At 65.1% G+C, this 12,929-nt stretch carries 12 protein-coding genes; 4 read left to right on the top strand and 8 right to left on the bottom strand.

All coding sequences use genetic code 11. The annotated features are described in order from the left end of the window. Positions 1-87: 87 nt before the first annotated feature. Positions 88-1,431, bottom strand: a complete 1,344-nt coding sequence (locus AB4Z51_RS23080) for an ABC transporter substrate-binding protein (RefSeq protein WP_247302463.1) — start codon at positions 1,429-1,431, stop codon at positions 88-90. An 87-nt stretch (positions 1,432-1,518) separates the two neighbouring features. Next, a complete protein-coding gene (locus AB4Z51_RS23085) occupies positions 1,519-2,562 on the bottom strand; it encodes a C-terminal binding protein (RefSeq protein WP_441498043.1) in 1,044 nt (347 codons plus the stop codon). A 261-nt stretch (positions 2,563-2,823) separates the two neighbouring features. On the opposite strand from AB4Z51_RS23085, the gene AB4Z51_RS23090 reads away from it, so the two are divergent. After that, positions 2,824-4,509 carry a methyl-accepting chemotaxis protein gene (locus AB4Z51_RS23090; RefSeq protein WP_071909796.1) on the top strand — a complete coding sequence of 562 codons (1,686 nt, stop codon included), beginning with the start codon at positions 2,824-2,826 and terminating at the stop codon, positions 4,507-4,509. Positions 4,510-4,714: 205 nt separating this feature from the next. Here AB4Z51_RS23090 and AB4Z51_RS23095 read toward each other — a convergent pair whose 3' ends face one another. Then, a complete protein-coding gene (locus AB4Z51_RS23095) occupies positions 4,715-5,692 on the bottom strand; it encodes a Bug family tripartite tricarboxylate transporter substrate binding protein (RefSeq protein ID WP_441498044.1) in 978 nt (325 codons plus the stop codon). Between the two features lie 90 nt (positions 5,693-5,782). Beyond that, on the bottom strand, positions 5,783-6,718 hold the full coding sequence (locus AB4Z51_RS23100) for a DMT family transporter (protein ID WP_247302467.1): 936 nt from the start codon (positions 6,716-6,718) through the stop codon (positions 5,783-5,785). 105 nt (positions 6,719-6,823) lie between these two features. Between AB4Z51_RS23100 and AB4Z51_RS23105 the strand changes: the two genes are divergently transcribed. Next, positions 6,824-7,228, top strand: coding sequence for a DUF1330 domain-containing protein (locus AB4Z51_RS23105; RefSeq protein ID WP_441498072.1), 405 nt, complete (start codon positions 6,824-6,826; stop codon positions 7,226-7,228). Between the two features lie 100 nt (positions 7,229-7,328). On the opposite strand, the gene AB4Z51_RS23110 is transcribed toward AB4Z51_RS23105, so the two are convergent. Continuing rightward, entirely contained in the window at positions 7,329-8,261 is a 933-nt protein-coding gene (locus tag AB4Z51_RS23110) for a DMT family transporter (RefSeq protein WP_441498045.1), read from the bottom strand. A gap of 366 nt (positions 8,262-8,627) precedes the next feature. Here AB4Z51_RS23110 and AB4Z51_RS23115 point away from each other — a divergent pair, with 366 nt between their 5' ends. Both AB4Z51_RS23115 and AB4Z51_RS23120 read left to right on the top strand, forming a co-directional pair. Continuing rightward, complete coding sequence (locus tag AB4Z51_RS23115) at positions 8,628-9,920, top strand: adenylosuccinate synthase (RefSeq protein ID WP_441498046.1); 1,293 nt, start codon at positions 8,628-8,630, stop codon at positions 9,918-9,920. A 36-nt stretch (positions 9,921-9,956) separates the two neighbouring features. After that, a complete protein-coding gene (locus AB4Z51_RS23120) occupies positions 9,957-11,582 on the top strand; it encodes a hypothetical protein (RefSeq protein WP_085398943.1) in 1,626 nt (541 codons plus the stop codon). Between the two features lie 186 nt (positions 11,583-11,768). On the opposite strand, the gene AB4Z51_RS23125 is transcribed toward AB4Z51_RS23120, so the two are convergent. The 3 genes from AB4Z51_RS23125 to AB4Z51_RS23135 all read right to left on the bottom strand — a co-directional run bounded on the left by AB4Z51_RS23125 (position 11,769) and on the right by AB4Z51_RS23135 (position 12,805). Then, the gene (locus tag AB4Z51_RS23125; protein WP_247302473.1) at positions 11,769-12,035 is read right to left on the bottom strand and encodes a hypothetical protein; all 267 of its coding nucleotides are present in this window, start codon (positions 12,033-12,035) and stop codon (positions 11,769-11,771) included. A 256-nt stretch (positions 12,036-12,291) separates the two neighbouring features. Next, positions 12,292-12,522 carry a hypothetical protein gene (locus AB4Z51_RS23130; protein ID WP_441498047.1) on the bottom strand — a complete coding sequence of 77 codons (231 nt, stop codon included), beginning with the start codon at positions 12,520-12,522 and terminating at the stop codon, positions 12,292-12,294. 37 nt (positions 12,523-12,559) lie between these two features. Then, positions 12,560-12,805 (bottom strand): cysteine rich repeat-containing protein, encoded by a 246-nt coding sequence (locus AB4Z51_RS23135; protein WP_071909803.1) that lies wholly within the window; start codon positions 12,803-12,805, stop codon positions 12,560-12,562. Between the last annotated feature and the right edge of the window lie 124 nt (positions 12,806-12,929).

A 12,929-nucleotide genomic window follows, 5' to 3' on the forward strand; every position in this document is an offset into this window, starting at 1 on the left:
AGAAGCAATCCAGTCTGTCTCCGCAGTTGCAGTCTGGATTGCTTCGTCGCATCGCTCCTTGCAATGACGGCCGCGTTGTCGTCGGCTCTACCTCTGCCTGCGGAAGTACCGCTTGCAGCGCTGTTCCGCTTCCGCAGCCGCGGCTTCGGGCGTCGCCGCACCGGTCGCGACCGAGGCGAACATCTGCACCGTCACATAGTCCGCACGCACCGCACCTGTAGCGGTCGAAATCGGACCCTTGTAGCCGGCGTAGTACGTGCTGTTCATGGTGTCCCTGAAGATCGCGACCTTGGGATCGCCCTTCCACACCGCCGCATCGGCGTAAGCCGCAAGCGGTTGCGACCAGTAACCGCTGTTGGCGTTGAGCCACGGCTCGTACTGGTCCTTCTCCAGCATGAACTGCAGGAAGGCCTTCGCCGCGTTCGGATACTGGCTGTGCTTGAACACCATGGCGTTCAGCGTCAGTCCCGACATCGGCGAGATCGGTGCAAGGCCCTTCGGCAGCAGCTGATGTTCGGAATCCTCGGCGATCGCCGCGGTCGCCGGATCGTTCTTCAGCGAGAAATACAGCGAGACGCCGTTCGCCGTCAGCCCGATTTCCTGCGAGGAATAGGCGCGATTGTTGCTGACGTCGTTCCAGGACGGCGTACCGGCGATGAAGGTCGGGTAGAGCTCCTTCACGAAATTCAGCGCCGCGATGGTCTCCTTGCTGTTGATGGTGACATTGCCTTCCTCATCCAGCAGCGAGGCATTGTGCGACCACATCATCCAGTCCGCAAAGCCGTTGCCGTCGCCGACGGCATTGCCCAGCGCAAAGCCAGCGGGCTTGCCGGCCTTCTGCAGCTTCTTGCAGAGGTCCAGGAGCCCGGCATGATCGTCCGGCGCCTTGTCGAACCCGACGGATTTGAGGATGGATTTGCGATAGATCAGGGGACCGGCGGTGGCCCCGAACGGGAGCCCGATCCAGGTATCGCTCTTGGCCTTCTTGCCGTAGGCCTTCGCAAGGTTCTGCCAGCCGCCATACTTCTTGCCGAGATAGTCGGCGACGTCGGTCAGCTCGATCAGCTTGTCGACATAGATGTGCGGCGCGTCGGAGAAGCCGATGATGATGTCGGGGCCGGCGCCGGAATTCGAGGTCACCGCGGTCTGCTGGTTGATGTCCTCCCAGCCGACGAAATCGACCTTGACCTCGACCCCGGTCTCCTTGGTGAATTTAGCCGCGTTGGCGCGGAATACGTCTTCGTCGGCCTGGACGAAGCGCACCGGCCGCAGCATGCGCAGGGTTGCACCCTTCTCGATCGGCAGTTTCGGTGCGGGGACGTCCGCGGCCTTGATCGTGGATTGGGCGTGCGCTGCAACACCGGTTGCCGCGAGCGCCGTAGCGGACAGGCCCAGAGCCAAGGCATCACGACGGGTGATGTCGTTCCTCATCAGTTCCTCCCTATGATGTCTCCCTTCCCGGCGTTGATCGCCGGTGAAGGGCCGTTCCGATTCCCGGCGCGTTTTGCGGCCGGCCGCCTAGCTGTTCGGGCCGCGATCCATGCTGACGGGCTGCCAGCGGCGGAGCGCGGTGTTCTGCAGCACCGACGGATTGACGCAGCTTACCGGCCACATGCCCTGAAGCACCAGTGACAATTCGTAGCCCACGCGGCGCTTGCGCGCCTCGTCGAACCGTGCCGAGGCCGAGGCGACATGGGCGGTCAGCGTCACGTTCTCCATGCTGAGGATGGGATTGTTGTGCGAGGGCGGCTCCTTCTCCAGCACGTCGAGGGCGGCGTGCGCAATCCAGCCCTCCTGGAGCGCCTTGATCAGGCTTTCCTCGTCCACGGTGGCGCCGCGGCCGGTATTGATGAAGACCGATCCTTTCTTCATCTGCCGGAAGTGCTTCTCGGTGAGCATGTGATGCACCTCGGGCCTCGCCGGGGCGTGCATCGAGACGAAATCCGACTGCGACAGCACCTCGTTCAGCGTCGCCGGGATCACGCCATGGTCGTACATCAGCGTTTCCTGGATGAAGGGATCGTAGGCCATCATGCGCAGGCCGAACGGGGCGGCGCGCTTCGCAACGGCACGCGCGACGCGGCCGAACGAGACGAAGCCGAGCGTCTGGCCCATCAGCCGCGGGATCTTCAACAGCGCTGGCCGGCCCTCGGCCCAGCGCCCATCGCGCACCATCCTGTCCTGCTCGACCAGGCGGCGGAAGCCGGCGAGCAGCAGCATCATGGCGTGGTCGGCGACCTCCTCGATGAAGGTGTCGGGGATGTTGGTGACGGGAATGCCGCGGGCGGTCGCGGCCTTCACGTCGACGCTGTCGACGCCGACAGAGCCGAGCGTGATGACCTTGCAGCTCTCCAGCGCGTCGATGATGGTCTTGGAGATCGGGATGCCCTTGGCATAGATGGCATCGGCGTTTTTCGCGGCGGCGATGAATTCGGCCTCATTGGCCGGCGCCTCGATGATCTCGGCATCGATCGGATCGAGCGCCTCGCGCTCGAAGGAATAGTCGCTGCCTGCGACCGTGAAGCTCGCGCCCTTCGGCGTCACCACCCTGTATTTCGGCATTTCCTGCTCCCGATTTGGTCTGTCGGTTCTTGTTGTGACCTGCACCTTGTGGGCGGGCCTTTGCGTCTTTTACGCGAAATCGGAGCGGTCGCGTACAATCGTCGGTTGCCGCTGCGGCGATTTATTCGACTGTTTCGGCCTTCCGTCCGGGCTTCTACGGAGCCGCCCGTAACAGGTTGATAAGAGGTCACACACTAAAAGTTGAATCAAATTTATCGATTCCCTTGCGCGCCCGTATCCCATTATTGCCGGAGCTGTCCCGTGAAGTTGAGCAATCTGAAGATCGCCCCCAAGCTCGGTATCCTTGTCGGCGTCACCCTGTTCGGCCTTTGCCTCTCCGGTGTTCTCGCCGGCTATCTGATGAAGCGCGAGATGGTGAATGCGCGCATCGACCAGGCCAAGTCGATCGTCGACCTGGGTCGCAACTACGCCGCGGCGCTGAAGAAACGCGTCGATGCCGGCGAGCTGACCAAGGATGCGGCGCTGGCCGACCTTCGCCGTTACGGCAACGCGATGACCTACGACAACGGCTCGGGCTATCTGTTCGGCACGTCCTATGACGGCATCACCCAGCTCGCGCCCGATCCGAAGCAGATCGGCACCAACCGCATGGATGTCGTGACCAACGGCCGCAAGCTCTCCGTCGAGCTGATGGACGGCGTCAAGGCCAACGGCTCGATCCTGCTCTATTATGATTACGTGAAGCCCGGCCAGGAGACGCCGATCAGCAAGATCGGTTACGCCGTCGCGGTGCCCGGCTTCGACATGTATCTCGGCACCGGCGCCTATCTCAGCGACATCGACGCCAAGATGGGCCCGGTCTACTGGCTGCTAGGTCTTGCCATGCTCGGCATCGTCATCGTCGCCGGCGGCGTTGCCTGGCTGATCAGCCGCGGCATCAGCCGCCCGCTGGAACTGCTCGGCGCCCGCATGAAGGATCTCGCCGACGGCAAGCTCGAGGGTGAGATTCCCGGGGTTGGTCGCGGCGACGAGGTCGGCGCGATGGCTTCGACCGTCCAGATCTTCAAGGACAACGCGGTCCGCATCCGCGGCCTCGAGAAGACCGAGGCCGATGCCAAGGAGCGTGCCGCGGCGGAACGTCGCAGCGCGATGGAGGGCATCGCCAGCGATTTCGAGCGCAGCGTCAACGGCATCGTCCGCTCGGTCTCCTCGGCCGCCGCCGGCATGCAGAGCACCGCGCAGTCGATGACCGCGACGGCCAGCGACGCCTCGTCGCGTGCGGCGACGGTCGGCGCCGCCTCGCAAAAAGCCTCCGGCAATGTCGGCACGGTTGCCGCAGCCGCCGAGGAATTGTCGAGCTCGGTTGCGGAAATCTCCCGCCAGGTCACGCGCTCGACCGAAGTCGCGAGCCGGGCCGTCAGCGATGCCGAGCGCACCAACGCCACCGTGCAGGTGCTCTCGACCGGCGCCGAGAAGATCGGCGAGGTCGTCAAGCTGATCCACTCGATTGCGGCGCAGACCAACCTGCTTGCGCTCAACGCCACCATCGAAGCGGCGCGCGCCGGCGAGTCCGGCCGCGGCTTCGCGGTGGTGGCCTCCGAGGTCAAGGCGCTGGCGAACCAGACCGCGAAGGCGACCGAGGAAATCTCCGCGCAAGTGGCGGCGATGCAGACCTCGACCAGCGACGCGGTCACCGCGATCTCCGGCATCACCCAGACCATCGCCGAGATGAGCGAGATCACCGCCGGCATTTCCGCCTCGATCGAGCAGCAGGGCGAAGCGACCCGCGAGATCGCCCGCAACATCCAGTCGGTCGCGGCCGGCTCGAACGAGATCAACGCCAATATCGGCAGCGTCACCTCGGCCGCGGAAGCGACCGGCTCTGCTGCCACCGACGTGCTCACCAACGCCCGCGAGCTGGACAGCCAGTCCGGCGCGCTGCGCAGCGCCGTCGACGGCTTCCTCGCCAAGGTCCGCGCGGCGTAAAGCCGAACGCACGGAATTCGCTGAATTGGTAGGGTGGGCAAAGGCGCGCAAGCGCCGTGCCCACCTTTTTTCTTTTTCAACTTTTCGGCTGTCATGCCCCGCGAAGGCGGGGCATCCAGTACGCCGCGGCCCATCGGGTCAATCACCAACGTCTCGGAATACTGGATCGCCCGCCTTCGCGGGCGATGACACCTTCCTAGACCCCCTACTGCTTCTCGATCTTCGCGTTCGTGATCAGCTTCTCCCACAGCACCAGCTGCTCGTTCACGAACGTGCCGAGCTGCTCCGGCGTGCCGGAGAAGGCGTCCATGCCGAGCGTGGCGAGCTGGGCCTTGATCTCCGGCTTCTCGACGATCTTCCTGATCTCGGCGTTAAGTCTGGTCACGATCTCCTTGGGCATGCCGGCGGGGCCAAAATAGCCCTGCCACGACGAGATGTCGAAATCGGGCACGCCGGCCTCCTGCATCGAGGGCAGGTTCGGCACCAGCGGCGAGCGGTCCTTGGTGGTGACAGCGAGCGCGCGCAGCGCGTTGCCGTTGACGTGGGGCAGGCCGGTCAGGATGTCGACGAACATCATCGAGACGCGGCCGCCCATGACGTCGTTGAGCGCCGGCGGCGAGCTCTTGTAGGGCACGTGCAGGAGATCGAGCCCGGCATTGTGCGCAAAGGTCGCACCCGACACGATCGCCGAGGACGAGCCCGACGCGTAGCTCAGCTTGCCCGGATTGGCCTTGCCGTAGGCGACGAGCTCGCCGACGGTCTTGGCCGGCACCTCCGGGTGAATCACCAGCATGAAGGGCAGGTCGCCGGTGCGCGCGATCGGGGTGAAGTCCTTGACGGGGTCGTAGGTCAGKCTCTTGAGCAGATAGGGATTGGCCGAATGCGTGGTGTTGGTCGTCACCAGCAGCGTGTAGCCGTCGGGGGCGGCGCGCGCCACAAAGGTCGCGGCGATCATGCCGTTGGCGCCGGCCTTGTTCTCGATCACGATGCCGACGCCGAGCGCCTGCGACAAATGCTGCGAGATCAGCCGCGTCGTGGTGTCGGTGCCGCTGCCGGCCGCGAACGGCAGCACCAGCGTGATGTTGCGGCTCGGATAATTGTCGGCCTGCGCGGCGGATGCGGCGGCGAGACAAAGTGCGGCTGCGCCGGCGGCGCGCAGAGCGCGGATCAGTGATGACAGCATGTCTGGACGTTCCCTCTTTTTCGTTGGCGGGGAACCTAGCTTCTCTTCGCAAAAATCGGAAGACGGGAGTTTGCTGCCCACCTCGCGGAATTATTTCACCGCAGAACCCTGGCGAGAGGCGAACACGACGCCGGCGAGCACGAGCGCATAGCCGATCAAATGGAACGGCTGGAGCTTTTCGCCGAGCAGGACGATCGCCATCGCCGAACCGAACACCGGGACCAGATGGAAGAACGGCGCGGCGCGGTTCGGGCCGATCAGCGCCACGCCGCGGTTGAAGAAGAGATAGGCCAGCGTCGAGGGAAAGATCAGGATGTAACCCAGCGTCGCCAGCGTCACCCCGTCGAGTTGCAGGACGCGGCCGCTTAGGGCTTCCCAGATCGCGGCGGGCAGCAGCATCGTCGCGCCACAGAAGGTGGTGAAGGAGAGAAACGAGAGCTGGTGGATCTTCGGCCGCCGCGGGATGAAGGCGGAGTAGAGCCCGAACGCCACGAGCGAAGAGGCGAACATGATGTCGCCCCTGTTGAAGCTGATGCTCGCGAGCGCGGCGAGATCGCCGCGCAGGATGATGATCAGCACGCCGAGAAGCGAGATCGCGATGCCGGCGAGCTGCGCACCCGTCAACCGCACGCCGAACAGCACCAGCGACCACAGCGCCACGAACAGCGGTCCGGCCGACTGGATCAGCAGCGCGTTCAGCGCCTCCGTGTATTGCATCGCCCAGTACGAGATCGCGTTGTTGAAGGCAAAGCCGACAAGCGACAGGAACAGCATCAGCGGCAGGCTTTTGCGCAAATTCGGCCAGTCGCGCTTCAGATGCGGCCAGGCGAACGGCAACAGGATCAGGAACACGCCGAACCAGCGGATCGTGGTCACCGTCAGCGGCGGCACATGCGCGCCGACATGGCGCGCGAGCACGATGTTGCCGGCCCAGAACAGCGAGCTCAGGCTGAGCAACAGGTAAGGCTGGTTGTTGAGCCAACTGGCCGGATTCGAGGCCTTTGGCGCGGGCGAAGCAATCGTCATTGGCGTTGGATGCGACCTTGCGCCGGATTCTTGTTGTGACACAAGTCTCGCGGCCGCAAGGCTACAATGCAGGCATGGCTTGAGGAGGTGTCATTGGCGGTTAATATGTTGAACATCGAGGGCCTGGAGCGGCTCGATGCAAATGCACCGGTGGTGATGCTGAACCTGATGCGTTTTCACCAGCGCTCGCGCGACGGCGACGGTTCAGGCTGGGACGCGTATCTTCGTTACAGCGCGATCACCGTGCCCATGATCAGGGCACGCGGCGGCACGCTGCTGTGGACCGGCGAAGCGAAAGCGGTCGCGCTCGGCCCGCAAGATGGCAACGACTGGGATTTCGTCGCGCTGGTCTATTACCCAACGGTTGCGGCTTTCATCGACATGATGACGTCGGAGGCCTACGAGACGCAGGCCGATCCGCATCGCGTCAACGGCTGGGCCGAGCACGTGATCATCGCGACGAACGAAGCGTACAGCAAGTTCAGGATGAGTTCACACCGAGATTCGTAGGGTGGGCAAAGGCGCGCTCTTCGCGCGCCGTGCCCACCATCCTTCGCGTTTCAACTGGCATGGTGGGCACGCTTCGCTTTGCCCACCCTACGATGTTGAGTTACGTCGCCTGCTTCCGCGACGCCACGAACACGCCGGCCAGCACCAGCGCAAAGCCGATGAAATGAAACGCCTGCGGGTGTTCGCCGAGGAACGCCATCGCCATGATCGAGCCGAACACCGGCACGACATGAAAGAACGGCGCGGCGCGGTTGGCGCCAATCAGGCGCACGCCGCGATTGAAGCAGAGATAGGCGAGCGTCGAGGGGAACACCGCGACATAGAACAGCGTCAGCAGGTTCGGCCCGTCGAGCTTCATCACGGGACGCGCGGACAGCTCCCATATCTCGAGCGGAATCAGGCAGGCGGCGCCGGCGCCGAAGGTGAAGGCGAGGAATGACAGGCCGTGCATCGGCGGCCGCTTCAGGGTCAGCACCGAATACAGCGCGAAGATGATCAGCGCGACGATGAAGATGAGGTCGCCCTTGTTGAATGCGATGTTCGACAGCGTGGTGAAATCGCCGTGCAGCAGGATCGTCAGCACGCCGCACATCGAGAGAGCCACGCCGAACGCCTGTGCCGCGGTGAGGCGGACGCCGAGGATGGCCAGCGACCACAGCGCCACGACCAGCGGCGCGGCCGACTGCAGCAGCAGCGTGTTGAGTGCCTGGGTATGTTCCAGCGCCCAATATTGCAGCGTGTTGAAGGCGCCGATGCCGGTGATCGACAGCACGATCATCAGGCCGAGCCTGCTGCGGATCGCGGGCCAGTCCTGGGCGAGATGTTTCCAGGCGAACGGCAGCACCAGCAGGAAGGCGAAGGTCCAGCGCAGGAACGACAGCGTCACCGGCGGGATGTGGCCGGCGGCCAGCCGCCCGACAATGGCGTTGCCGGCCCAGCACAGCGCGGTGATGCTGAGGAGCAGATAAGGCTGGTTGGCGATCCAGCTGTGACTGGATGATTCGGGGCTCGTGGTCTGGCCGGTGGCGGACATTGTGGTTGTTATGGCCCCCGCGTGGAGTACGCCGAGGCACCGGCCCGGCAAGCTCGGGCCGGCTGATAGCCCGGCATGCCCAAAGACACGGAAATCGAAGTGGCATCAACGGGGGGCGGACGCATCGCGACCATGCAGCGGCGGATCAGCCTCGCGCGTTGGCCGAAGCTTACGAAATGGCCATGGAAGGCTTCTGGATTTTACGGGGATATCAAAGGGTTAAACTGCGTCTTGAGCCCCGAAAAAGCCCCGTTCCTGCTTGCCTAGAGAGGCTGCTTCCTTTATCCGGTTGGCTGCCTCGCGTGCGAACGGCTCCGGCCGTCAGCTGGGCTGGCGCATCTAAAATCTTCAGAGGATTACCCGCGAATGGCCAACGTTGTCGTCGTCGGAGCCCAGTGGGGCGACGAAGGGAAGGGCAAGATCGTCGACTGGTTGTCGGAGCAGGCGGACATCGTCGTCCGCTTCCAGGGCGGTCATAACGCCGGCCACACGCTGGTCATCAACGGCAAGACCTACAAGCTCGCGCTGCTGCCCTCCGGTGTGCTGCGCGACCAGAAGCTGTCGGTGATCGGCAACGGCGTGGTGTTCGATCCGCAGGCCTTCCTCGACGAGGTCACCAAGCTGCGCTCGCAGGGCGTCGCGATCTCTCCGGACAATCTGCGCGTCGCCGAGAACGTCACCCTGATCCTGCCGCTGCACCGTGAGCTCGACGCGCACCGCGAATCCGCCAATGCGGCAACCGCGATCGGCACCACCCGCCGCGGCATCGGACCGGCCTATGAAGACAAGGTCGGCCGCCGTGCCATCCGCCTGATGGACCTCGCCGATCTCGACACCCTCCCGCACAAGATCGACCGGCTGCTGGCGCATCACAACGCGCTGCGCCGTGGCCTCAACCTGCCGGAGTTCGACGGCAAGGTGATCCTGAAGGAATTGACCGCGCTGGCGCCGGAGCTGCTGCCCTATGCCGAGACGGTGTGGCGGTTGCTCGACATCAAGCGGCGCGAAGGCAAGCGCATGCTGTTCGAGGGCGCGCAAGGCGCGCTGCTCGACGTCGACCACGGCACCTATCCCTACGTCACCTCGTCCAACACGGTGGCGGCGCAGGCCGCGACCGGCTCGGGCCTCGGCCCCGGTGCGGTCGGCTATGTGCTCGGCCTGTGCAAGGCCTATACGACCCGGGTCGGCCAGGGCCCGTTCCCGACCGAGCAGGACAACGAGACCGGCCGCAAGATCGGCGAGCGTGGCCGCGAGTTCGGCACCAACACCGGCCGTCCGCGCCGCTGCGGCTGGTTCGACGCCGTGCTGGTCCRCCAGGCGGTCCGGACCTGCGGCATCAACGGCCTGGCGCTGACCAAGCTCGACATCCTCGACGGCTTCCACACGATCGAGGTCTGCACTGGCTACAAGCTCGACGGCAAGGAGATCGACCACTTCCCGGCCGGCGAGGGCGCCCAGGCCCGGGTCGAGCCGATCTACGAGACCATCGAGGGCTGGAAGGAGCCGACCGCCAATGCCCGTTCCTGGGCGGACCTGCCGGCCCAGGCCATCAAATATGTCCGCCGGATCGAGGAATTGGTGGGGTGCCCGGTCGCACTGCTTTCCACCAGCCCGGAACGCGAGGATACTATTCTGGTGCAAAATCCGTTTGAGGCTTAACGATATCTTACCGGGACGTGCGCTAGTTGAGTTGAAATGGCTGATTACTATCCGCTGATCGCCCGCGCTATTTCCGCCCTGGACCCCAACGCTCCCGGCGAAAGCCGTCGCGCGCTCTATGAGCGCGCGCGCACGGCCCTGATCGCGCAGCTCCGCAGCGTGCAGCCGCCGCTCTCCGAATCCGAGATCACCCGCGAACGGCTGTCGCTGGAAGAGGCCGTCCGCAAGGTCGAATCGGAGGCCGCCCAGCGCGCCCGGGAGGCCTCGCGCCCCGGTCCCGGTGGCGGCGCCCGCAGCGGCGGCAGCGGAGACGCCTTCCGCCGGGCCAGCACCCGCGCCGCCGAGGGCAATCCGCCGCCGTCTCAGCCGGCCGCTCCGCGCACCCGTCCGGCTCCGCCGCCGCCGCGTGCCGACCGCCCGTCCTTCAATGTCGATGATCAGGGCGACGCCCCGCGTGCGCCGCGGGCCCCGCGTTTCGACGCGCCGCGCCAGCCGGGTCCCCCGGCGGCGCCGCCGATGCCGGAGCCGCCGGCTGCTCCCCCGGCCGGACGCGATCGCCCGCCCGGGCGCCGTCCGCCCGACATCGGGCCGCCACCGCCTCAGCCGCCGGCACCGGGCGTACGCGGTTTTCGCGACATCACCGCCGACGTGAACGATCTCGGCGGCGCTGCCGCGCAGGCCAACCGCGCCGCGCGTCGCACCTATGCCAATGTGCCCTCGCCCTCGCCGGAGTTCGACCGGCTGGAGCCGAGCCTGGAAAATCGCGCCGGCGAGCAGGACGCGCCCTATTCCTACGACGAGTCGATCGAGGAGGCTGAGCGCTACACGCCGCAGCCGCCATCGTCGCGCCCGCGCGTCGCGCCCGAGCGCGAAGCCAAGAAGCGCGCCCGCACCGGCTCCGCCTTCCCGTTCAAGAGCGCGATCGCCGTCGGCATCGTGCTGATCCTGGTCGGCGCCGGGATCCTCTGGGGCAAGCCCCTGATCCAGACCGTGAGCGGCCTGTTCAAGTCCTCGCCGACCCAGGTGGTGGAGGCGCCGAAGGATCCGGCCCAGCCGCAGAGCAAGCCCAAGATTCCGGATCGCGTCGGCCAGCCTTCGGCCAGCGACCAGCCGGTCGCGCCGGTGGCGCAGAAGGTCGTGCTCTATGACGAGGATCCGTCCGACCCGAAGGGCAAGCAATATGTCGGCTCGGTGGTGTGGCGGCTCGAACCGATCAAGGCCTCGGGCAACCAGAAGGCCGACGTCGCCGTGCGCGCCGACATCGAGATCCCCGACCGCAAGTTCAAGATGACGATGTCGTTCCGCCGCAACACCGACTCGTCGCTGCCGGCGAGCCACACCGCGGAATTGACCTTCATCCTGCCGCCGGACTTTCCGGGCGGCAGCATCTCCAACGTGCCGGGCATCCTGATGAAGTCGAACGAGCAGGCGCGCGGCACGCCGCTTGCGGGTCTCGCGGTCAAGGTCACCGACGGCTTCTTCCTGGTCGGCCTCTCCAATGTCGACGCCGACCGCGCCCGTAACGTCCAGCTCCTGAAAGAGCGCTCATGGTTCGACGTGCCGCTGGTCTACGCCAACCAGCGCCGCGCCATCATCGCCATCGAGAAGGGCGCCCCCGGCGAGCGCGCCTTCAACGATGCGTTCGCGCAGTGGGGCGATTAGGGCGTTTTCGAGCGAAGTGGATACCGGTTCGCGTCAAGAAAACGCGTCAAAACAAGAATCTAGAGCCCCGTTCCGATTCCATCGGAACGGGAAAGGCTCCAGGGCCGGCGCGTGACCGATCTTCACCTCTCCCGACGAGAGAGGTGAATCGAACTCTCAAGCGATCCGATCGGGATTGAACCGGGCCTACTGCGCCGCTGCCTCCCGCTTGCGCGCGGCCGCGTGCTCGCGGTCCATCACGGCGCGGCAGCCAGGGCTGACCTGCGCCTTCTTCTGCACCATGCAGGCCCTGACGCGCGAGATGTCGGGAATCTCACTGGAGCACAGCCGCATCGCATCACCTGTGCACATCTGCTGTGCTTCGGACGAGAAGGCGAGTGCGGGCGATGTCTGGAGTACGATGGCGGTGGTTGCGAAAGCGAAGAGCGAAACGATGGTCGTGTAGCGTGTCATGACGAATGCGTCCCCGAGTTCCGTGGTTTGAACCACTTGGTTTTGGGGCGCCGCACGCGGCTTGATCTGCCGCATGTCACAGCCTTCACGCCGGGAACTTTGGTCCCGCATGTGGTCGCTCGATCTCTCGTGGTGTTCGAATCGAAAAGTGCTGCGCCGCCCGATTCGAGTATGCGCGATTGTCACACGGCTGCAATGGTCCGCTCGAATGAATTCGCAATTGTTGCGTGTCCGTCACGCAGCATGCGGCGCGAGATCAGATCAACCGATCGGACGACGCGTTCGCTTCTTCCGCATCGCTCGCGCCTGATGCTGCGGGGTGTTCCTCGACGGCCGTGACGCCTTTCGCAGTGAGCTCGAACAGATCGCCGTCCTTCATCACGTAGCCGTCGGCGATCAGCTCGCCGATCTTGCCGTGTCGGTCGTCGGCAAAGGCGACCGACTGGCTGATGTCCCGCAGGATCGAGAGCTGTTCGTCGCGCAACATGGCTTCACTCTCCGTGCGCCGGGGATCGTTCCCGGCCTTACATGCCGTGGCTCTGAAACACCTTGCTGCAGGACTTCGACAGCTTGGCCCGGTTGGCCTGCAGGCACGCCTGCACAGCGCCGTCATTGCCGAGGTCCTTCCGGCAGAACCGCGAGGCGTCACGCGAGCAGGCGTTCTGCTCCTGCGGCGTACCCATGTGGCCCTGCGCGAGAGCAGGCGTGATCGACATGCCGCTCAGGGCTGTCAGGGCGAGCGTCGCCATAAGAACGGATTTCCGGGACATCGACAAACTCCAATCTGACTGCAGGTATGAATTTCAGTCCTGTCTGAACTCGTCGCCTTGCCGCTTGTTCCCGTCAGGACGGGCCGGCGCCCCGCTATTCAAGGTTCCCGCGTCGCTGCTATAA

Origin of the sequence: Bradyrhizobium sp. 2TAF36, from assembly GCF_052114925.1 — a bacterium.
GTDB lineage: Bacteria > Pseudomonadota > Alphaproteobacteria > Rhizobiales > Xanthobacteraceae > Bradyrhizobium > Bradyrhizobium barranii.